At 66.7% G+C, this 18,507-nt stretch carries 21 protein-coding genes; 11 read left to right on the top strand and 10 right to left on the bottom strand.

The annotated features are described in order from the left end of the window. Nucleotides 1-318: 318 nt before the first annotated feature. Together WBN46_RS01150 and WBN46_RS01145 are read left to right on the top strand one after the other, a co-directional pair. On the top strand, nucleotides 319-849 hold the full coding sequence (locus tag WBN46_RS01150; protein WP_337729965.1) for a transposase: 531 nt from the start codon (nucleotides 319-321) through the stop codon (nucleotides 847-849). A 164-nt stretch (nucleotides 850-1,013) separates the two neighbouring features. Beyond that, nucleotides 1,014-2,105 (top strand): carboxypeptidase-like regulatory domain-containing protein, encoded by a 1,092-nt coding sequence (locus WBN46_RS01145; RefSeq protein WP_337729964.1) that lies wholly within the window; start codon nucleotides 1,014-1,016, stop codon nucleotides 2,103-2,105. Between the two features lie 453 nt (nucleotides 2,106-2,558). Here the strand turns inward: WBN46_RS01145 and WBN46_RS01140 are convergent, their stop codons facing one another. Beyond that, nucleotides 2,559-3,338, bottom strand: a complete 780-nt coding sequence (locus tag WBN46_RS01140) for a helix-turn-helix transcriptional regulator (RefSeq protein ID WP_337729963.1) — start codon at nucleotides 3,336-3,338, stop codon at nucleotides 2,559-2,561. A 97-nt stretch (nucleotides 3,339-3,435) separates the two neighbouring features. On the opposite strand from WBN46_RS01140, the gene WBN46_RS01135 reads away from it, so the two are divergent. Next, nucleotides 3,436-4,266, top strand: a complete 831-nt coding sequence (locus WBN46_RS01135; protein WP_337729962.1) for an NAD-dependent epimerase/dehydratase family protein — start codon at nucleotides 3,436-3,438, stop codon at nucleotides 4,264-4,266. A gap of 265 nt (nucleotides 4,267-4,531) precedes the next feature. On the opposite strand, the gene WBN46_RS01130 is transcribed toward WBN46_RS01135, so the two are convergent. After that, nucleotides 4,532-4,774, bottom strand: coding sequence for a hypothetical protein (locus WBN46_RS01130; RefSeq protein ID WP_337729961.1), 243 nt, complete (start codon nucleotides 4,772-4,774; stop codon nucleotides 4,532-4,534). Between the two features lie 110 nt (nucleotides 4,775-4,884). Here WBN46_RS01130 and WBN46_RS01125 point away from each other — a divergent pair, with 110 nt between their 5' ends. Next, nucleotides 4,885-5,433, top strand: coding sequence for a hypothetical protein (locus WBN46_RS01125; RefSeq protein ID WP_337729960.1), 549 nt, complete (start codon nucleotides 4,885-4,887; stop codon nucleotides 5,431-5,433). A 21-nt stretch (nucleotides 5,434-5,454) separates the two neighbouring features. Beyond that, nucleotides 5,455-6,945 (top strand): hypothetical protein, encoded by a 1,491-nt coding sequence (locus WBN46_RS01120; protein ID WP_337729959.1) that lies wholly within the window; start codon nucleotides 5,455-5,457, stop codon nucleotides 6,943-6,945. Between the two features lie 111 nt (nucleotides 6,946-7,056). On the opposite strand, the gene WBN46_RS01115 is transcribed toward WBN46_RS01120, so the two are convergent. The 3 genes from WBN46_RS01115 to WBN46_RS01105 form a co-directional block, all read right to left on the bottom strand. After that, the gene (locus WBN46_RS01115; RefSeq protein ID WP_337729958.1) at nucleotides 7,057-7,437 is read right to left on the bottom strand and encodes a hypothetical protein; all 381 of its coding nucleotides are present in this window, start codon (nucleotides 7,435-7,437) and stop codon (nucleotides 7,057-7,059) included. Beyond that, nucleotides 7,434-7,730 carry an autorepressor SdpR family transcription factor gene (locus tag WBN46_RS01110; protein WP_337729957.1) on the bottom strand — a complete coding sequence of 99 codons (297 nt, stop codon included), beginning with the start codon at nucleotides 7,728-7,730 and terminating at the stop codon, nucleotides 7,434-7,436. The genes WBN46_RS01115 and WBN46_RS01110 overlap by 4 nt, the downstream gene beginning before the upstream one ends. A gap of 77 nt (nucleotides 7,731-7,807) precedes the next feature. Next, nucleotides 7,808-8,611 carry a DUF2306 domain-containing protein gene (locus WBN46_RS01105; protein WP_337729956.1) on the bottom strand — a complete coding sequence of 268 codons (804 nt, stop codon included), beginning with the start codon at nucleotides 8,609-8,611 and terminating at the stop codon, nucleotides 7,808-7,810. Between the two features lie 189 nt (nucleotides 8,612-8,800). Between WBN46_RS01105 and WBN46_RS01100 the strand changes: the two genes are divergently transcribed. The 3 genes from WBN46_RS01100 (at nucleotide 8,801) to WBN46_RS01090 (ending at nucleotide 11,691) form a co-directional block, all read left to right on the top strand. Beyond that, nucleotides 8,801-9,877, top strand: coding sequence for an AraC family transcriptional regulator (locus WBN46_RS01100; protein WP_337729955.1), 1,077 nt, complete (start codon nucleotides 8,801-8,803; stop codon nucleotides 9,875-9,877). 120 nt (nucleotides 9,878-9,997) lie between these two features. Next, nucleotides 9,998-10,837: an amidohydrolase family protein gene (locus tag WBN46_RS01095; RefSeq protein ID WP_337729954.1), complete on the top strand. Its 840-nt coding sequence runs from the start codon at nucleotides 9,998-10,000 to the stop codon at nucleotides 10,835-10,837. Nucleotides 10,838-11,130: 293 nt separating this feature from the next. Then, nucleotides 11,131-11,691 carry a hypothetical protein gene (locus WBN46_RS01090; protein ID WP_337729953.1) on the top strand — a complete coding sequence of 187 codons (561 nt, stop codon included), beginning with the start codon at nucleotides 11,131-11,133 and terminating at the stop codon, nucleotides 11,689-11,691. A 546-nt stretch (nucleotides 11,692-12,237) separates the two neighbouring features. Here WBN46_RS01090 and WBN46_RS01085 read toward each other — a convergent pair. Genes WBN46_RS01085 through WBN46_RS01075 form a run of 3 tightly spaced genes read right to left on the bottom strand, consistent with a single transcriptional unit; the run spans nucleotide 12,238 to nucleotide 14,994 of the window. Then, a complete protein-coding gene (locus WBN46_RS01085) occupies nucleotides 12,238-12,504 on the bottom strand; it encodes a hypothetical protein (RefSeq protein WP_337729952.1) in 267 nt (88 codons plus the stop codon). Then, nucleotides 12,501-13,823: a TFIIB-type zinc ribbon-containing protein gene (locus tag WBN46_RS01080; protein ID WP_337729950.1), complete on the bottom strand. Its 1,323-nt coding sequence runs from the start codon at nucleotides 13,821-13,823 to the stop codon at nucleotides 12,501-12,503. Before WBN46_RS01080 ends, WBN46_RS01085 begins: the two co-directional genes overlap by 4 nt. Nucleotides 13,824-13,842: 19 nt before the next feature. Next, nucleotides 13,843-14,994 (bottom strand): SPFH domain-containing protein, encoded by a 1,152-nt coding sequence (locus WBN46_RS01075; protein ID WP_337729949.1) that lies wholly within the window; start codon nucleotides 14,992-14,994, stop codon nucleotides 13,843-13,845. 164 nt (nucleotides 14,995-15,158) lie between these two features. On the opposite strand from WBN46_RS01075, the gene WBN46_RS01070 reads away from it, so the two are divergent. Further along, a complete protein-coding gene (locus WBN46_RS01070; protein ID WP_337729948.1) occupies nucleotides 15,159-15,689 on the top strand; it encodes a hypothetical protein in 531 nt (176 codons plus the stop codon). Nucleotides 15,690-15,692: 3 nt separating this feature from the next. Here the strand turns inward: WBN46_RS01070 and WBN46_RS01065 are convergent, their stop codons facing one another. Together WBN46_RS01065 and WBN46_RS01060 are read right to left on the bottom strand one after the other, a co-directional pair. After that, on the bottom strand, nucleotides 15,693-16,172 hold the full coding sequence (locus tag WBN46_RS01065) for a VOC family protein (protein WP_337729946.1): 480 nt from the start codon (nucleotides 16,170-16,172) through the stop codon (nucleotides 15,693-15,695). 86 nt (nucleotides 16,173-16,258) lie between these two features. Then, complete coding sequence (locus WBN46_RS01060; protein WP_337729945.1) at nucleotides 16,259-16,876, bottom strand: dihydrofolate reductase family protein; 618 nt, start codon at nucleotides 16,874-16,876, stop codon at nucleotides 16,259-16,261. Nucleotides 16,877-17,033: 157 nt separating this feature from the next. Here WBN46_RS01060 and WBN46_RS01055 point away from each other — a divergent pair, with 157 nt between their 5' ends. Together WBN46_RS01055 and WBN46_RS01050 are read left to right on the top strand one after the other, a co-directional pair. Beyond that, nucleotides 17,034-17,216 (top strand): DUF2892 domain-containing protein, encoded by a 183-nt coding sequence (locus WBN46_RS01055; RefSeq protein ID WP_192200993.1) that lies wholly within the window; start codon nucleotides 17,034-17,036, stop codon nucleotides 17,214-17,216. Nucleotides 17,217-17,398: 182 nt separating this feature from the next. After that, nucleotides 17,399-18,397, top strand: coding sequence for an LD-carboxypeptidase (locus tag WBN46_RS01050; protein ID WP_337729944.1), 999 nt, complete (start codon nucleotides 17,399-17,401; stop codon nucleotides 18,395-18,397). The last annotated feature ends 110 nt before the right edge of the window (nucleotides 18,398-18,507 follow it).

Raw genomic sequence — 18,507 nt, 5'->3', positions numbered from 1 at the left:
GACCCGGCGGAGCTCGGGCTTTCCGGCTGGCAACGTTGCGTGGATAGGAGAGCTGCAACGCCTAACGCTAAGTTTGATGCTTCGCATGGGAATCTGCGATCAATTGCGCCAGCCGATCATCCTCAGCATAAAAACCCGTAAGGCGGGCTTGAGCCCGCCCTACGCTTGATTGGATACCGGAGCGAGCCGAGCGGTAATGGATTGCGTAGGGTGGGCCCTGGCCCACAGGCGTACTGCCTGTGTGGGTCGGACTTCTCCGACATGGGTGTGGGGTCTGCGGCGACGGTGATCGCGTGATTGCTCCGGCATGCTGCCTACATGCCGAATTACCGCCGCGTCTGGGTGCCGGGCGGCACCTATTTCTTCACCGTGAACCTGCTGGAGCGTCGCCGCTGCTTGCTCGTCGAGCACGTCGATTTGCTGCGCGACGCATTCCGGGCGGCGAGGGCGGCGCGACCGTTCCATGTGCTGGCCATCGTCGTGTTGCCGGATCACCTGCATTGCGTGTGGCGGCTGCCCGAGGGCGACGCCGACAACGCCAATCGCTGGGCGCAGATCAAATCCGGCTTCAGCCGGGCATTGCCGGCCAAAGAACGTCGGTCATCGCGACGTATCGCCCGCCGCGAGCGGGGCATCTGGCAACGGCGCTATTGGGAACACCTGATCCGCGATGAAGACGACCTGCGTCGCCATGTCGATTACATGCATATCAATCCGGTGAAGCATGGGCATGCGGCGCGTGCGGGCGACTGGCCGTATTCGTCTTTCCGGCAATGGGTGGCGGCGGGGGAGTATCCGGTCGATTGGGCGTTTGAGCCGATGGCATTGGATGGGGTGGGGGAGCGGTGACGGCGAGTGGGCACGATGGCGGGCTTGAGCCCGCCCTACGGATTGCATGGCCGATCGCCACGACGCATGCAGTGACGAACGCCCCCCATCACGGGACCAACGTCACTCGTGAACCTCCCGCGGAATCGTCACAATTTCCGGCACCTGGACATCGGACGCCCGTGATGACGCCTCGCCGCCTGACCCCCGCACTGCTCACCCTGCTGGCCGCCACCTTCGGCTTCACCGCTCAGGCACGCGCTGCCGGCACCGATGACGAAGGCCGCCTCATCACCCGCAACACCGATGGCGCCTGGTTCCTGCAGCAGCCCGAGGGATCGCCCGGCAAAGGCTGCGTCGCCCGCTTCACCTCCGCCAAGAAGGACCAGTCCCAACTGGCCCTCATCGGCCCCACCGCCAAATCCGCCACCGCCGCCATCCTGATGCACGGCCCCCGCATCGCCACGCCGCCGGCCGCGCAGGAAGTCACCCTCGAACTGCAGCAGGACGGCCTGCCGCCCGCCACCATGCGCGGCGCGCTGATGCCGGCCGGCGGCGCCAAAGGCGGCGGCTTCCTGATGGTCCCCGTCGGCGACCTCAAGCAGACCATGGGCTCCATGCGCCCCAAGGAAACCGGCATGAAGGTCCGGGTCGGCGGCGTGGACGTGTTCGGCCTGTCCTACGACGGCCTGGACCAGGCGCGCAGCGCCATGCTCGACTGCCTGGCCGGCAAGCCCTACACCGGCGGCAAGAGCCTGGTCGAGGCCACCGCCGAAATCCGGCTGGTAGGCACCGGCGCCATCGCCGGCACCGCCTTCTACAAGGGCGCGCTGCTGGCCAAGAAGCAGTACCCGCCGAAGGGCAGCCAGCGGGTGGGCCTGATCCACATGAGCGATGAGTTCAAGCAGTGGTTCGAGACGGTCAAGCAAAGCCAGAAGATGCCCGACCGGATCCCCGAGCGCATCGCCAAACACTTCATGTTCGCCACCATCCTGGACGACCAGGGCAGCTTCCGCTTCACCCGGCTGCCGCCCGGCGAGTACCTGCTGATCGCCGACTTCTCCTACACCGAGACCGTGACCCGCAGTGAGGTGACCGGCCGCACGGACGTGTTTGTCGGCAACCAGCACATCGGCTCCAACGACCAGGTGGCCTACTGGTTCGAGGACGTCAAGAAAACCACCACCTTCTCCAAGACCGTGCACCTCAAGGACGGCGAAACCCTGCAGGTGACCCTGGACAAGTCGATGCTGGGGTGCTTCTTCATCTGCCGCTAGCGGGCTGAGGGAGCGGTGGCCGGCAGGGCGGCTGTAGACCCGTAAGGCGGGCTTGAGCCCGCCCTGCGCGTCCGTGAGACCCTCGACGGGTCTCTCTTCTCTCACTGACGGTCTCGCGACACCCAAAAAGGGTCTTTCTTCTCACAGTAAGGTCCAGCGTTCGGCCGAAAAGAGTCTCTCGTCTCTCACTAAGGTCCAGCGTTCCACCAGAAAGGGTGTCGCGACACCGAAAAAGAGTCTCGCGATACTGAAAAAGCGTGGCGCGCCACCCTCAACGGGTCTCTCTTCTCTCATTAAGGTCCTCGCGATACCCGAAAAGGGTGTCGCGACACCGGAAAAGATCCACGCGAGAGCGAAAAAGACGCAACGCTCGACCGAAAAGGCCTAAACATCCGCGCCGGGCAGGGTGTCCATCCGCCTGCAGCACACCCGCAAGGCGGGCCCAGGTCCGCCCTACGACGCGACGGAAGTCTCCCACAACTCCGCCAGCAGACTCCGCGGCGTACACCCCGCCATCGCCTGGAAGTCCGCGATCAGATGCGCCTGGTCGTAGTAGCCCGCATCCGCCGCGATCGCCGACCAGTTGATGTCCTCTCCCGACTGCGCCGCCCGCACCGCCTGCTCGAACCGCTTCAGCCGCGCATACGTCTTGGGGCCGACACCCAGCACCGCGTGCAACACGCGTCGCAGATGGCGTTCACTGATTCCCAGCTCACCCGCCACCGTGCTCACGCTGGCCACCTGCAACTTCTCCAGTGCGATCGGCAGGAACGCCGGCACTGCGCCGGCCACCTTGCCGCCCGCCATGCGCGCCATGACCGCCGCTTCCAGCAATCCGCCCGCTGCACGCGTATCGCGCGCTTCAGCAAGCTGCTCACGCAAACGCTGCGCGCTCGCAGGCCTCCACAGGGCTTCGAGTGGCACCGTGCGGCCCGACAGTTCCGACGCGGACACGCCCAGCACCGTCTCGCACGTCCCCGGCTGCAACCGCGCCAGCACCGCCCGGTGCCCGCCACGGATCAGCTTCCGGTGCACGCGGCTCCTCGCGCCCATCGCATGGATATCGACGCCGCCCGGAATCGACGGCCCGAAACGCACCACCACCTGCGCCTCCACCTGTGGCACCGCCACGCGTTGCCGGTCGGTCGCGTAATGACTCACCGCCATGGCGAGGATCGGACGCAATGCGCCCCGGGCGGGCATCACGGCGTGGCGGGCAGGATCGGCGGGCATGCCTGCATTGTGGTGGGCCGTTCCGCCGCGCCGCAACCCGCCGGCCCATGGCCGTTTTTTCCAATGCCGCCGCGCATGCGCCGGCTACCGTGGCCGCATGAACATACTCGTGACCGGCGCGACCGGAAAAGTAGGCAGCAGACTCGCCCAGCGACTGGTGCAGCACGGACACACCGTGCGAGCCCTGGTGCGCGACCCCGCCCGTGCGACCGACCTGTCGGACCACGGCATCCATCTGGTCACCGGCGACCTGATGCAGCCGGACGCGCTGCCGGCGGCGGTGCAGGGCGTGGATACCGTCGTGCATTGCGCGGCGTTCTTCCGCGGCGCCACTCCGGACGAAGCGCACGCCGTGAACAACCTCGGCACGCAACACCTGGCCCATGCCGCCCGCGAGGCAGCGGTGGGGCGGTTCGTGTTCATGAGTACCGGCCTGGTCTATGGACCCAACGGCGGTGCCCTGGCGCAGGAAGACGATGGCTGCGCCCCCGTGGATGCCTACCCGCAGAGCAAGCTCGCCGCCGAACGCATGCTGCTGGCCATCGACGGTCTGGACGTCCGCATCCTGCGCCTGCCGTTCGTCTACGGCGATGGCGACCCGCACATCCAGGACGTGGTGCCGTTCATGCGCACCTTCCCGCCCACTCAACGCATGTCCATCGGCCATCACGCGGACGTGGCGCAGGCCGTGATCCGGTTGCTGGACAAGGCATCGCCTGCGTATCGCATCTACAACGTGGTGGATGATGAAGCCCCCGATCTGGCGACGCTGTTCGCTTCGGTGGGACAGCCGCCGCCTGATGGCACCGATCCGGAACGCGCGAAAGCGTTCGCGGCCGTCATGGATGGTCGCCGCCTGCGGGAAGACCTCGGCTTCCAGCCGCTGTACCCGCGATTGGTGGATGCCGTCGACGCCGGGCAGGCGTGAGTATCGACCGCCCGGACGGATGACGCGATGCCGGGTTGATGCCGTCACGTGGTCCGGGTAGGTGCGGCGCACCCGGGGAGCGTGGACGATGAGGCGCGTGCCGGGTGTCGTGCATGTTCGCGCTTCGCGTGCGCGGAGGGTGAAGCGCCCCTCATCCGCCTTCGGCACCTTCTCCCCGTGTCACGGGGAGAAGGGAAGGGCAGACAGCCATGCTTGTCTCCTTCTCCCCGTTGCACGGGGAGAAGGAAGCGACGGGTGCGCCGGCTCAGGCGCCCGACACCCGCGCCTTGTTCCGCAGCGACAGGTAATAGCCCGCTGTCATCGCAATCCCGATCAAGATCGCCAGCGAACCGCCGATCACCGCCATATCCTTCGGCGCCGCGATCCAGAGCCCCGCATAGACCAAGCCGCTGAGCGCCATCGACCAGCCGGCCACGCGCTGCGCCTGCCGCGCCCGTGCACTGGGCACGAACCGCTTGGGCATCTGGTTGCCGAACCACGCCACCATCAAGCCGTCGGTCCATATCACAATGCTGTCGACCTTCTCGCTATCGATCGTGTTGTGGCTGACCGAATCGCGCCGTAGGATGGGATAACGCTCGTCGGGAGGGATTCTGGATGCGTATGTGGGCGATGGTTGCGCTGTTGAGTCTTGTTGGATGTACAGGACTCGGCACCGAGCAGGCAAGTATCGAGGCGGTCTCATCCGCATCGCCGATGCCGCAGGCTCCGTCCGTAACGCCAACAAGTGGCCCTTTCGCCGGTGAATGGGAAGCGTGCCAAGGCACGACGGCGCCCGAGGAATGCGGCCGTTACCTGTTGCTGCAACGTGGCAACCGCATCTGCGGTACCTGGTTCTATTTTGCAACCGGAAAAGCGTACACAGGCAGGATCGTTGCGCGCGCGGACTCGCCCACGGAGGCGCGGCGCACGCATGTGTGCGGTCGGCCTGGCTCCGAGACGAATACCGAATGCGACGAAGGATGGCAGCGTATCGATAAGCCGCTGCAGATATGTGATGGCAAGCTTTCCGACCTGACGCGTGCGGACGGCTCCTGCTTCGGCGACTACCGAGCCGTGCGCATGGCTAAAGACCAGCGCGATGCACTGCTAGCGGAACCGTGGATGGAGGACTGCCTGTCCGGCAATCCCGATGACACCCCCTAAGGACCCATAAGGAAATGGATCATGACGAACCCGAATCCCCTGACGGAGAATGAATTGCGGGCTGCCGCCTACTTCGCCGTCGGTGTCACCTCGGAGGGCAGCATCGCAGGGCGTGATGTCGCCTACCGCCTGAGCTTCGCCGGCAATGTGGGGCCGGGTGGACGCATGATGCCGGTGGCCAACAGCGGTTACTCGTTCGGCACACTGCAGATCGACCTGGGACAGCATCCCGACGTGGCCCGTGACCTGCTGGACAACTACCAGACCTGGGCGCGCACGCATCCGGACCGGGCCACGCTCGAACTGGGACAGAACGAGTACGACACCACGCTGCAGTCGCTGCAGCGCACCGGGCGCCAGATGCATAGGAACAACTCGGTCGATATTGACCGCTCGCGCATCAACCGCTTTCTGGATTCCGATGCCGGCCGCGCGTTCGTGCATGGTCTCGATACCGAGCACGTCAATGGCGTGACCGCGACGGACGCGGTGGTGGGCAACCAGGATTCGGCCCTGGAGCGTCTGCAGCGCACGGACCTGTACCGCGACAGTGCAGGCGACGAGCAGGCCGAACTGGCGGGAATGCTGATGAAGCTGCAAAACCAGGGGGGCGAGGACTTCTGGCCAAGGGTGCTTCGCGGGATCGAAGCGGGCAGGTCGACTTCGGTGGACGAGGTGAAGACTGCCATCGACGGCCTCCTGCCCAACCTGCGCAACGGCAATCCGGACTATCTGCAAAGCGGAGCGGACAATACGTTGCGCGGCATCGAGGTGCTCAATGCCTTGCGCAGCGCCGATCCGGAGAGTCCGTTGTCGCGCGCGTGGACCAACGTATCGGCGAATCCGCTCATCGGTCCGGTTGCTGCGCATCAGCCCAACGCGGAGAATCCCAATCTCGGCTTCGAATACGACGCGGTGAGATCGCTGTTCCTGACGCCGGAGGCCTCGCGTCGGTTCATTGAAGCGCTCGATAGAGGCGGGTCGCTCGCCGAAGGCAATCCTCAGCCACAAGCCAACGGCCGACGACAGGCGGGCTTCTACGTAGCGGGCGATGATTTCGTGCATTGGAACCAGAATGGACGGGGTCAGGCTTTCATCGACGGTCAATGGCGCAGCATCGATCCGGACAGCGTGACGCGCGTACGCAATGCCGACGGCACGACAACGTTGACGATCGATCAAGGCGGGCGGCAAGAGACCTTGTTGCGTGTCGATCCCAGGACGCCAGTGCTGCGAGCCGACGGGGGCGCGGTGCTGGAGGAGATCGGCCGCGGGAGACAGGAGTCGGAGCGGCACGCGGAACGCATGCCTGCACCCACCTTCGAGAGTCCGTACCTCAACCGATTGCTCGCTGCAGTAACCGCGGGAGATGAGACGGGTGCCGACCGCATCCTGCGAGAGTACGCACGATCACCTGAAGGGGTCGCTTTCCTGGAGCGGGGCGCACAACCACCGGTTCCGCAACAGGCAGAGGAGCGAGAGATTCAACAGCCGCCCGTAAGGCAGGTTTAAGCCTGCCTCCAAAACATGACGTATCGCGTGCGCGGACGGCAAAGCGCCCCTCATCCGCCTTCGGCACCTTCTCCCCGTTGCACGGGGAGAAGGAAGCGACAGGTGCGCCCCTCAGGCACTGGACACCCGCGCCTTGTTCCGCAGCGACAGGCAGTAGGCCATCGTCACCGCGATGCCCAGCAGCACCGCCAGCGAACCGCCGATGACCGCAACATCCTTCGGCGCCGCGATCCAGAACCCCGCATAGATCAACCCGCTGAGCGCCATCGACCAGCCGGCCACGCGCTGCGCCTGCCGCGCCCGCGCACTGGGCACGAACCGCTTGGGCATCTGGTTGCCGAACCACGCCACCATCAAGCCGATGGCGCCCATCACGATGCGATCGACCATTTCGCTGTCGACATAACCCTGCGAGCGGGCAAACGTTGCGCACAACGCCAGCACCACGATGCCGACACCCCACGCCAGACTGGTAAGCACTTCTCTGTTCATCGCGCAGACTCCTTCTTGGATTTCGGCGCCGCCTTGCCAGCGCCGAACGAGTGGACGAAGCCGAGCAGTGCGTCTTCCAGCACCGACAGCTTCAGGTGATAGATCACGGACTTGCCGACCTTTTCCGCATGCACCAGGTCGGCTTCTTTCAGCACCGCGAAGTGCGCCGACATCGTCGGCTTGGAGACATCGAACTGGTCGCTCAGCTCGCCCGCACTCAGCGGGCCCTTGCGCAGCAACTGCAGCACCTGGCGGCGGGTGGGATCGGAGAGGGCGCGGAAGACCTGGCTCATGATGCGATAGTTAGCTAAACGTCGAAATGTGTCAAGCGCCGTTGGTCGGCGTGGGGCACGGGGCCTCGTGGTGGGCGCTACAGCACCGGCCACCACATGAAGACCATCGCGGCCACGCTGCCGGCCAGGGTGAGCAAGGCCAGCAGCGCCAGCAGGCCGCCCATCGCCACCTTCACCCCCGCATGGCGCGAACGCTCTGCGGCGAAGTACAGCGACAGCACCACCAGCGGCACCATCCAACTGCCGAAGCTGACCAGGATGAAGGGCGCGCCCGTGTAATCGATCTTGATGCCCAACGGCGTCAGCACCAGCCCGGCCAGCATGATGCCGATGCGCAGGAACCACACCCCGTTCACCAGCAGATACGCGCGCAGCGCATGCCGCCGGTGCGCCGCGAAATCCTTGCCCCGCGCACTGCGCCAGGCCAGCAGCGCGAAGACCACGATCAGCAGTCCGTTCAACGAGATCGACAGATTGCTGGCCGGCCCCAACTGCGACCCGCGCACCCAGACCAGCCAGAAGCCGGTCAGCGTGACCACCAGCGCCACCGACAGGAACACCCGCCCGTTCCACCGGTGCAGATGCGGCCAACGCCGCCGCAGCGCCGGCACCAGTTGCCAGGCCCCGGCGAAGGTCACCAGCCCGGCCAGCAGCGCGTGACCGACGAACTGCAGGTTCCCGACGACATCTCCCGGCACATAGCCGGTGACGTGCGGCTTGGCGTTGAGCGGCGACAGATCGCCGCCCAGCATCGGCCCGCCGAAGAACAGCACGATGAACGCCACGAACGCCCATTGACCGACGGTGGCGGCGATGAACCAGGCGGTGGCGCCGAGCGACAGCAGGCGGGATGGCGGAGGGAGGGGAACAGACGCCGTCATGGCAAGACTCCGGGGAAGGGAGCGTCACCGTGCGCGGCGCCTGCGGGGGCCGTCTCGCCGATTCGGAAATCGGCCAGCCGGATCGTGCACGGTGATTCGGCGTGTCCTCCGGCGGCGGCCGTGACCGATGGCGGTTGGCGCGGGGCGCCCCGGGCCGCACGCTGTGGCGGACTCCACGAGGACGCGACCATGCCGAGCTGGCCGACCATCACCACGGGCGTCGCCGTCACGGTGGCGGTGGCCTCATTGCTGGTGCTGCTGTGGCAACGCCCCAAGCGCGATGCCGAGGTGATCTTTGCCGTGGTGAGCGGCTCGATGGCGCTCTCGCTGATGGCGCCGTGGATGGAAGGCGCGCCGACCTGGATGGTGTGGGCGGTTGCCATCGGTGGCAGCGCGACGTGCAACGGGTTCTGGCTGGTGTCGCGGGCACTGTTCCGCGGTGAGGGCGGTGTGGGCCGGGTGCATGTGCTGGCCGCGGCCGGCGTGGCGCTGCTGATTGCCGCGTACCGCGGCGCCACGCTGGGTGGGCAGGGCGCGGCGTCACCCTGGGCGTTTGGACTGGGCAGCCTGCTGACGCTGGCCAGTTCCACCCTGCTGGTGCTGACCTTTCTGGAAGCACTGCGCGGCAGTTGGGCGTCGTTGCCGCGCGCCGAACGCCGGTTGCGACTGGCTTTCATGCTGCTGTTCGCCGCGTGCGTGCTGACCACCACGCTGACGGGCGCGCTGGCCGCGACCTGGCCGTTGCTGACGGAGGTGCGGGGTGGGGTGATTCCGCTGTGTGCGATGGCGATGATCCTGTTCACCCACGGCGCGCTGTGGCGCCGCCGCCACGTGCCGTGGCCGGTGACCGACGCGCCGCCGGCCGAGCGTGCGCCGGCCAGTCCGCCGGGCGCGGAAGAAATCCGCCTGCTGCGCGCATTGCAGCACCAGTTGGACGTGGTGCAGGTCTACCGCGAGCCGGAGCTGAAGGTGATCGATCTGGCGCACCGGCTGGGCACGGCCGAACACAAGCTGAGCCGGTTGATCACCCAGACGCTGGGCGAGAAGAATTTCAACCAGATGATCAACCGCCACCGCATCGCCTACGCCTGCGGCCGGCTGGTGGATGCAGGCGACGACGCCACCATCCTCGACATCAGCGGCGACGCCGGCTTCGCCTCGCTGGGTCCGTTCAATCGCGCGTTCAAGATCGCGACGGGCTACACGCCGACGGCCTACCGCACGGCGCACCGCGCGCGCCCCCGTGCCGGATTGGAGTTTTCGTAGACGGGACGGGCTGCATCGACCCGGCCAACGCGGTGAAGGATGCCGACGTAATGTTGTGAAGAGAGCGTCGTCCGCGTGTCCGTGGCACCCTACGCGCATCCCTTTGTTGTGAGACAACGCATGCTGCGCACGCTGGCCCTGTCCCTCTGCCTGTTCACCGCCACCGCCACCGCCGCCGAACCCGTATTCGACGTGCACGTCCATCTGCGCGACGGCGAAGCCTCGCTGCGTGAGTACCGCGAAACCGTCCGCGCCGCCGGCCTGGAACTCTCCGGCATCGGCGTGATGTGGTTCGGTGGCCCGCACCAGGCCCGGCAGGGCGATCTGGCGAAGATCCGCGCCGGCAACGACCGCGTGATCGCGCTGGCGGCCGCGCATGCCGACGTGCTGCCCATCGCCACCGTCCACCCGTACGACGGCGACGCGGCCCTGGCCGAACTGGCCCGCGTCGCCGCCGCCGGCGTGAAGGTGCTGAAGATCCACGCCCACACCCAGGGCTTCGACGTCGCCGACCCGCGCGTGGAAACCCTCGTGCGCAAGGCCGGCGAACTCGGCATCGCCGTGCTGATGGACAACGCCAACATCCTGGCCGGTGACAGCGAAAAACTGTTCAACCTGGTGGTGCGCGTGCCGAAGACGAAGTTCATCCTCGCCCACATCGGCGGCTTGAACTTCCGCTTCTGGAACATCCTCGCCCTCGCGCGCACCGCCGACGGCTTCGGCTTCGAGAACCTCTACTTCGACATCTCCGCCACCGTGCTGGTGGTGGCTGATTCGCCGGTGGAAGAGGAATTCCTCTGGACCCTGCGCAACGTGGGCATGGACCACGTGCTGCTGGGCTCGGACTACCCGCAGATCAGCCTCGACGCCACAGTGAAGGCGCTGGACCGCCTGGACCTGAGCGATGAAGAGAAAGCGAAGATCCGCAGCGGCAACGCGATGAAGCTGTTCGGTCGCTGACGCCGTGTGGATGCCTCCGCCGCAGGGTTGCTCGGCGGAACATCGCATCGGTGTTCGTCGATGTGGCAACGCGATCTCGCACGGTCCGCAATGGCGGGCTTGAGCCCGCCTTACGGAACATCGTGTTGGCGAAGCACAGCATCCGGTGCGGTAAACGCATGCAGCAACTCGCGTCATGACGCGTCGTCGTTATCTTCAACCTGAAGCGGTTCATCACGTCCGTGAGTGCATGCGGTTGTGGGGGATGGGATCGCGTCGTAGCATCGGTCAACGCTGATCGGGAGGGATTCTGGATGCGTAGATGGACGATGGGGGCGTTGTTGGGTCTGGTGGCATGCACGGGAATGCGCGCCGGGCAGGCGGGCAGCGAAGCGGCCCCTGCCGCGACGCGCGAACGGTCGGAGGTGCAGGCAGTCGCCGCCTCAGTTGCCGCAAGCGGCGCGTTCGCGGGGGAATGGGCGGCGTGCCCAGGCACGACCGCACCCGAGGAATGTAGTCGCTACGTGCTGCTGCAACGTGGCAGCCGCATCTGCGGCACCTGGTTTCATTTCGCCTCCGGAAAAGAGTACACAGGCAGGATTGTCGCGCACGCAGACTCGTCCACGGAGGCCCGGCGCACGCACGTGTGCGGTCGTCAGAGCGCCGAGACCGATACCGAATGCGAGGACGGCTGGCAGCGCATCGACAAGCCGCTGCGGCTCTGTGATGGCAGGCTCTCCAACCTGACGCGCGCGGACGGATCCTGGTTCCCCTACTACCAGGCCGTGCCCATGGCCGACGACCAGCGCGACGCGCTGTTGGCGGAACCGTGGATGGAGGACTGCCTGTCCGGCATTCCCGGTGACGCCCCATAAGGAAATGGGTCATGACGAACCCGAATCCCCGGACCGATAACGCGTTGTGGGCCACCGCTTGCTTCGCCGTCGGTGTCACCTCGGAAGGCAGCATCGCGGGTTGTTCGGACGGTGACGCCTGCACTGTGCGTGGGGCCGTGTTTGCGCATCGTGTGTGCGGACGGTAAAGCGCCCCTCATCCGCCTTCGGCACCTTCTCCCCGTTTCACGGGGAGAAGGGAACAATGTGTGTCTCTTTCTCCCCGTTTTATGGGGAGAAGGGAACAATGTGTGTCTCCTTCTTCCCGTTTTATGGGGAGAAGGGAACAGCACGCAGCGTGGCTCGTCTCCTTCTCCCCGCTGGCGGGGAGAAGGTGCCCGGAGGGCGGATGAGGGGTGAGCGCAGAGGTAGATCGTGCGTGGTAAACACACGACGCGTTGATCGCATGCATGTCTGGCACGAGTACACGCAGCGCAGCGGCAATGTACGGAAGTTGTGCGGGCGCTGATGCGCGGCGGCGTGCCTTGGCGCGCCGCCTTGTCGCGCAATGGCGGGCTTGAGCCCGCCCTAGGATGGGCTGGCGTCGTCGCGCACCCTCTGCACCCGCTGGCGATACGCCCGCACGTTGTCGCCATCGATGCGGGTGCGCTGGGTGCCCTTGACCTCGTCGACCTTGCGGTCCGCGCCGGTCACCGGCTTGGCCACGATCTCCGTCTCGCGCTCGAAGGCGTGCGACTTGTCGGTATTGCGGTAATACCGGTACAGCGCCCAGTACAGGGCGCTGGCGCCCGCCGGACCCAGTGCAAGCAGCCATAGACCGCTGTCGTCGCTCATGCGCCCGCCCAGATGATCGCGAGGGCGATGCCCTCCAGGAATGTGCCCACGGTCAGCGCGGCCAGCAGCAGCTTCCAGTGCTGCACCGGCACGCTGCCCATGGTTTCGCCCGTGCGGCCGTTGACCGCGATGTAGTGCAGCATGCCGCCGTTGCTGCCCGGCTGGTGGTACGAGTACAGCCACACCGGCAGGTACATGGACACCCAGCGCGTCCCATGGACTTCAAGACGTTCCTGTTCCCAGCGTACGCCCCGGTCGTAACGGTGCACCGAGCCTTCCACCTGCGCGCGCGCGATGGACAGCAGCTGGTCTTCCAGGCGCGGGCGCAGCTGCTCCACATCGGTATCGCGCTTCTCGGACGTGAAGCCCGACAGGTACGATGCGTTCCACTTCACCGCGTTCTTGGTATCGAACGGCAGGATGGTGTTGATGATGTTCTGCGTGTTGACGCGCGTATCGAGGTTGCCGCGCTCGGTGGAGGATTCCAGCGGCAGGTCGTCCACGGTGAAGTCCACCGCCCGCTCCACCTGGTACACGTCGGCGTCGTAGTAGGTCTTCTTGTTCTTGTCGGTGCCGCGCGTGTAGGTGCGGGTGAGGATCTCGCCCTTGCCGGCGACCTCCGCGCTCGCGTTGCCGTCCACGATCATGTAGGGCAGGTACACGCCGACGACGTTTTCCGGCGTGAACTGCTCCTTGAACGCCTTCAGCGCGAACATCCGCCGCTTGTCCACGAACTGGCGGATGCGCGCGACGGCATCGTCCTTCTTGATGTGGAACGGCAGCACCGCATCCGGCACCGCGCCGTTGGCGATCTGTTCGTTCACGCCGAACACGTGGCGGCACCAGTGGCAGCGCGCGGTCATCGCGCTCCCGGTGTTGACGGTCACCTCGGCGCCGCAGCCGGTGCACTTGAAGGTCATCAGGACGGCGGCATCGGCGGCGATGTCGCGCGCGCCGGAGGCGATGATCGTGCCGCGCAGGTCCGCATGCCCCTGGCCGAAACCGAATGCCTCCTCGACGCGCGCGCCGACCCATTCGTGTCGGCAGTACAGGCATACCAGCACATCGCTGCCCAGCTTGTGGCGGATGTCGGTGGCGCCGCACTTCGGGCAGTGGTTCTGCCCGTCCTTCAGCTCGGCCGAGGCGGTGTCGATGGCGACCGGATCGGGCGCTTCCAGTTCCTCACGGATGGCGTCGGGCAGGGTGGCGGGGTCGACCGGGAAACTCCCGGGCAACGGTGGAACCTCCTGCGGCGAACCCGGGCCTGCAGGAGGAGCCGGCGGCAACGGCGGGGGCGCCGGGCGATGCGGGGTGGACATGGGCGGTGTGCGGTTCCGGTTACAGGCCCAGTGCCTTTGCCTTCAGTGCGTCGTAGTCGGCCTGGGTGATCAGGCCGAGGTCGAGCATCTGCTTGGCTTTCTGCAGCTTGGCCACCGGATCTTCGGCGGCCGGTGCCGCCGGGGCCACCGGCTGCTGCAGCGCGCCCACACCACCCACCATGCCCGAGGCCATGCCCACGCCGACCAGGCCTGCCGCGCCGCCGGTCTCGCCGGCGGACTGGATGCCCTGGGCCACGCTGGCCTGCAGGTTGGAATTGCCGCGCGCGCCGGACAGTGCATCGGCGCGTTGCACGGTCTTCAGCAGTTCGCGGGTGTTGGCGTCGTATTCGATGGAGACGATGGCGGTCTTGACGATGGCCAGGCCGCGGTCGGAACTCCACTGGTAACCCTGCTCGACGGCCGCGGACAGGCTCTGCGCAAAGCCCAGCGAATCCTGCTGGATCTTGGTGATGCGGTTGCCCTTGGACGGATCGTTCGTGTACAGGCTGAAGGCCGGGGCGAGCGAGCCGACCACTTCGTTGAACAACTGGCCGGCGGCCGCATTGTCCAGGTCGGTGAAGTCGAACACCTTGCCTGGCTGCAGGTACGACGCCGGCACGAAGTTCTTCACGAACAGGATGGGGTCGACGATCTTCAGTGTGTACGAGCCGCGCGTGATCGCGCCGACCTGGGTGTTGAGGAAGCCGTCGTCCCAGTAGATCTCGGACTGGGTGCCGAATCGGTTCTCGGGCAGTTCCTTCAGCGAGACGAAGAACGCCGCCTGTTGCGAGCCCGGCTGGCCGCCGAACTTGAAGCGCTCCCAGCTCTGGGTGATGAAGGTCGACACGATGCCGTCGCCGGCGAAGATCGACTTCGAGTTGATGTCGTCCGAGCGCCACTCGTAACCGCCCGGCTCGGCGACGAACGCGGTGATCGCGCCGTCCTGCATCAGCAGCAGGCCGTAGCCTTCGGGCACGATGATCTTCGAGCCGTTGGTGATGATGTTGGTCGAGCCGCTGGTGTTGGAACCGCGCCCGGCATTGGTGCCCTGCGGCACCGCGGCGAACAGCGCCGCCGTCGCCGGCAGGCCGGCCGGCACCGTGTAGAAGTCCTTCCACTGGTCGCCCAGCACGCCACCCACCGCACCCACCACCGCCTGTACAAGACCCATGACATCGCTCCGTGATTCGTGGGCGGGTAGGGCACCCGCCAAGCCGGTCCGAGTATACCGATCCCCCCGGCGATGCCATGGCGCAGAGGTCATGCCGGTCCGGGCGGCACGCAGGTGTCATGCCGCTGTCATGCGAACGCGGGGATTCTGGCTACCATGCCGTCATGTCCGCCGACGACACCGCTGCCACCCTCGATTCCGACCTGCCGCTGGTGCAGCGCGAGTTTCCGTGGCCGATCCGCGTGGGATGCGTCCTCGCCGGCGCGTTCGCCATCGTCATGCCGCTCTGGGAGCTGGGCAGGGGGCTGTGGCCGCTGAATCTCGCCACCCCGTTCTTCGCGGTCATCGTGGGCGGTGCGGGCTACGTGGGCCTGCAGTTCATCCGTGCGGGGCTGTCGGGCTGGGGCGATCACTGGCAGTACTCGCCGCACACCATCGTGGTACAGCGGCGGGCGTGGGGTCGACTGACCACCACCTGCCTGACGACCACCAACGTGGCCGCCGTGGAGGTGCGCCGGAGCGAAGACGCCGACCACGACCAGGCGCCGTGGCAGGTCGTCATCGTGCCGCGGCCCACGTTCTCCGGCCTGTCCGCGGTCGCTGGCCCGGGCGGCGTGTTCGATGCCGGCTGCTACGGGTCGCAGGACTACGCCGAGCGCGTGCGGCGCGCGTTGATCGACCACCTGGGGCTGTGAGCGTCAGCCGCGGATCGCGGCCTCGATCCTGGCGATGTCGATCTTGCGCATCTCCATCATCGCTTCGAACGCGCGCTTGGCGACGCCCTTGTCCGGGCTGGTGAAGGCTTCGGTCAGCACGCGCGGGGTGATCTGCCAGTTCAGGCCCCACTTGTCCTTGCACCAGCCGCAGGCGCTTTCCTGGCCGCCGTTGCCGACGATGGCATTCCACAGCCGGTCGGTTTCTTCCTGGTCGTCGGTGGCGATCTGGAACGAAAAGGCTTCGGTCTGCTTGAACGCCTTGCCGCCGTTGAGGCCGACGCAGGGGATGCCCAGGACGCTGAACTCCACCGTCAGCACGTCGCCTTCCTTGCCGGACGGGAAGTCCGCCGGGGCATGGTGGACGGCCTTCACTTCGCTGTCCGGGAAGATGCTGGCGTAGAAGGTCGCGGCGTCCAGCGCGTCGGTGTCGTACCAGAGGCATAGGGTGTTCTTGGGGATCATCTTGGTTCTCCTGTGGCGGTGCAGTACGGCAGGGCGATCATCGCGGCGCCGTTTGAAAGGCACGGTGAAGCGGGCGGAGTGGGTGTTCAGTGGCCAGCGAACGCGCCGGTACGCACCCCGCCATCGCGCAGGTAGTGCGTGACCAGCACCCCGGCCGACGTGGTCGCGGACGAGGCCAGCCGCAATGCCGATGCCCGCGTGCCGGCGTCGAACAGGCGCTTGCCGTCGCCCAGCAGCACCGGGTAGACCAGCAGGCGGAGTTCGTCCACCACATCGGCGGACAGCAGTTGATGCAGCAAGTCGCTGCTGCCCTGCGTCACCAGGTCCGGGCCCTCGCCGCGCTTGAGTTTGCGCAGGGCGGCGACGGGATCCGTGCCCAGGGCACGACTGTTCCGCCACGCGAGCGTGTCCGGATGATGGGTGGCGACATGCTTGGTGGCGTTGTTGAACGCATCGGCGATGTGGCCGTGCGGGGCATCGCTGGGCACCTGCGGCCAGTAGTTGGCGAAGATGTCGTAGGTGCGGCGCCCGAGCACCAGGTCGAACGGGCGCGAGAACACGCCCCCCATCACCTCGCCGTCGCCGGCATGGGGCCATACCCAGCCGCCATGCGCGAAGCCGCCGCTGCGGTCTTCGTCCGGGCCGCCGGGTGCCTGGATCACGCCGTCGAGGCTGGCCATGACGGCCACGATGAGCTTGCGCATGTCGGGTTTCCTTGCGGACGCCGGTGTCCGCCTTTCTTCCACGACGAGCGGGCGCGGCGGAAATCGACAGCCCGCATCACGCGCGTGGTTGATCCCGATCAATGCGGTGATCCGCCGTGTCCGCGATGCTGTCCGCACCCTCAGCGAGGTCATGCACATGAAAGCGAACGTAGGCGGTTTCGACAAAGGGGCCCGCATCGTGGTGGGCGCGCTGCTCATCGGCTGGGCCGCGACCGGCGGACCGGCGTGGGCCTGGATCGGGGTGGTGCCGCTGGCGACCGGCCTGTTCAATTTCTGCCCGCTGTACCGCCTGATCGGCGTGAACACCTGCCGGCGCTGAGCCACGCATTCCGCGCGGGGCGGACGTGAGTCCGTGACGGCGCTTCGCCGGTACCACGGCACTGTGCCTGCGTTGTTGGCTGCGGCATGGGTTGCTACCCTGCCTGCGGATCCGGATCGACAGGCGGTTGAATGCACAGGCGAAACTTTCTCGGAACGGCAGCGCTTGCCGCCACGGCGTTGATGCTGCCCATCGCAGGCAGTCATCGCGCCTTCGCCGCCACGCCGCGCAAGCGCCTGCTTCCGCCCGCGCTGAATCCCGGCGACACCGTTGCCCTGGTCAGCCCCTCCGGCGCCACCGACGATCCCCTCGACCTGCAACTGGCGCAGGAAGCGATGGAAGCGCTCGGGTTGAAGGTGAAGGTGGCGCCGCACTTCGCCGCACGGCATGGGCACCTGGCCGGCAGCGACAGCGAACGTGCAGGCGATCTCAACGCCATGTTCGGCGACAAGGACGTCAAGGCGATCGTCTGCGTGCGCGGTGGTTCCGGTGCCGCGCGCCTGCTGCCGCTGCTGGACTACGGCCTGATCCGCCGCAATCCCAAGGTGCTGCTGGGGTATTCGGACATCACCGCGCTGCACAATGCGTTGCTGTCGCAGGCCGGGCTGGTGAGCTTCCATGGTCCGATCGGCGCGGGCAGCTGGAATGCCTTCAACGCCGACCAGTTCCGCCGCGTCTTCTTCGAGCGCGAGCAGATGCAGTACCGGAACACGGCCGAAAAAGGCGACGAGCTCGTGCAGCGCAGGAACCGCACCGTCACCATCACCGGCGGCAAGGCGCAGGGCGAACTGGTGGGCGGCAACCTGTCGGTGCTGGTGGCGCTGGCCGGCTCACCGTACCTGCCGGATTTCAGCGGCAAGATCCTGTTCCTGGAAGACGTGTCCGAAGCGCCGTACCGCATCGATCGCATGCTCAGCACGCTGCGGCTGATGGGCGCCCTGGACAAGGTGGCGGGGGTGATCTTCGGCGAATGCACCGACTGCGATCCCGGCAACGGCTACGGCTCGCTCACGCTGCCGCAGATCTTCGACGATTACTTCAAGCCGCTGAAGGTCCCGGCCTACCGCGGCGCGATGATCGGCCATATCCGCCAGCAGTTCATCGTGCCCGTCGGCGGCAGGGTGGAGATGGACGCGGACGCGGGAACGTTCCGGATGCTGGAGCCCGTGTTCCAGGGGTGAGCAACACCGTCGGTGATCGGGCTTGGCATCGCGTACGCCTGGCGAAGGCGCGCTGCGCCGCGACTTGAGCGTGCCCGGCGTGCATGGGAGCATCGCGTCCCGGTGACAGG

The sequence above is a fragment of the Pseudoxanthomonas sp. CCNWLW251 genome, from assembly GCF_037402255.1.
Lineage (GTDB): Bacteria > Pseudomonadota > Gammaproteobacteria > Xanthomonadales > Xanthomonadaceae > Pseudoxanthomonas_A.
This window is presented reverse-complemented; position numbering and strand designations above follow the sequence as displayed.

Coding starts and splice junctions, on each gene's coding strand:
- WBN46_RS01150 (WP_337729965.1), top strand. CDS start 319: ATGCCGAATTACCGCCGCGTCTGGGTGCCGGGCGGCACCTATTTCTTC.
- WBN46_RS01145 (WP_337729964.1), top strand. CDS start 1,014: ATGACGCCTCGCCGCCTGACCCCCGCACTGCTCACCCTGCTGGCCGCC.
- WBN46_RS01140 (WP_337729963.1), bottom strand. CDS start 3,338: ATGCCCGCCGATCCTGCCCGCCACGCCGTGATGCCCGCCCGGGGCGCA.
- WBN46_RS01135 (WP_337729962.1), top strand. CDS start 3,436: ATGAACATACTCGTGACCGGCGCGACCGGAAAAGTAGGCAGCAGACTC.
- WBN46_RS01130 (WP_337729961.1), bottom strand. CDS start 4,774: ATGGTGGCGTGGTTCGGCAACCAGATGCCCAAGCGGTTCGTGCCCAGT.
- WBN46_RS01125 (WP_337729960.1), top strand. CDS start 4,885: ATGCGTATGTGGGCGATGGTTGCGCTGTTGAGTCTTGTTGGATGTACA.
- WBN46_RS01120 (WP_337729959.1), top strand. CDS start 5,455: ATGACGAACCCGAATCCCCTGACGGAGAATGAATTGCGGGCTGCCGCC.
- WBN46_RS01115 (WP_337729958.1), bottom strand. CDS start 7,437: ATGAACAGAGAAGTGCTTACCAGTCTGGCGTGGGGTGTCGGCATCGTG.
- WBN46_RS01110 (WP_337729957.1), bottom strand. CDS start 7,730: ATGAGCCAGGTCTTCCGCGCCCTCTCCGATCCCACCCGCCGCCAGGTG.
- WBN46_RS01105 (WP_337729956.1), bottom strand. CDS start 8,611: ATGACGGCGTCTGTTCCCCTCCCTCCGCCATCCCGCCTGCTGTCGCTC.
- WBN46_RS01100 (WP_337729955.1), top strand. CDS start 8,801: ATGCCGAGCTGGCCGACCATCACCACGGGCGTCGCCGTCACGGTGGCG.
- WBN46_RS01095 (WP_337729954.1), top strand. CDS start 9,998: ATGCTGCGCACGCTGGCCCTGTCCCTCTGCCTGTTCACCGCCACCGCC.
- WBN46_RS01090 (WP_337729953.1), top strand. CDS start 11,131: ATGCGTAGATGGACGATGGGGGCGTTGTTGGGTCTGGTGGCATGCACG.
- WBN46_RS01085 (WP_337729952.1), bottom strand. CDS start 12,504: ATGAGCGACGACAGCGGTCTATGGCTGCTTGCACTGGGTCCGGCGGGC.
- WBN46_RS01080 (WP_337729950.1), bottom strand. CDS start 13,823: ATGTCCACCCCGCATCGCCCGGCGCCCCCGCCGTTGCCGCCGGCTCCT.
- WBN46_RS01075 (WP_337729949.1), bottom strand. CDS start 14,994: ATGGGTCTTGTACAGGCGGTGGTGGGTGCGGTGGGTGGCGTGCTGGGC.
- WBN46_RS01070 (WP_337729948.1), top strand. CDS start 15,159: ATGTCCGCCGACGACACCGCTGCCACCCTCGATTCCGACCTGCCGCTG.
- WBN46_RS01065 (WP_337729946.1), bottom strand. CDS start 16,172: ATGATCCCCAAGAACACCCTATGCCTCTGGTACGACACCGACGCGCTG.
- WBN46_RS01060 (WP_337729945.1), bottom strand. CDS start 16,876: ATGCGCAAGCTCATCGTGGCCGTCATGGCCAGCCTCGACGGCGTGATC.
- WBN46_RS01055 (WP_192200993.1), top strand. CDS start 17,034: ATGAAAGCGAACGTAGGCGGTTTCGACAAAGGGGCCCGCATCGTGGTG.
- WBN46_RS01050 (WP_337729944.1), top strand. CDS start 17,399: ATGCTGCCCATCGCAGGCAGTCATCGCGCCTTCGCCGCCACGCCGCGC.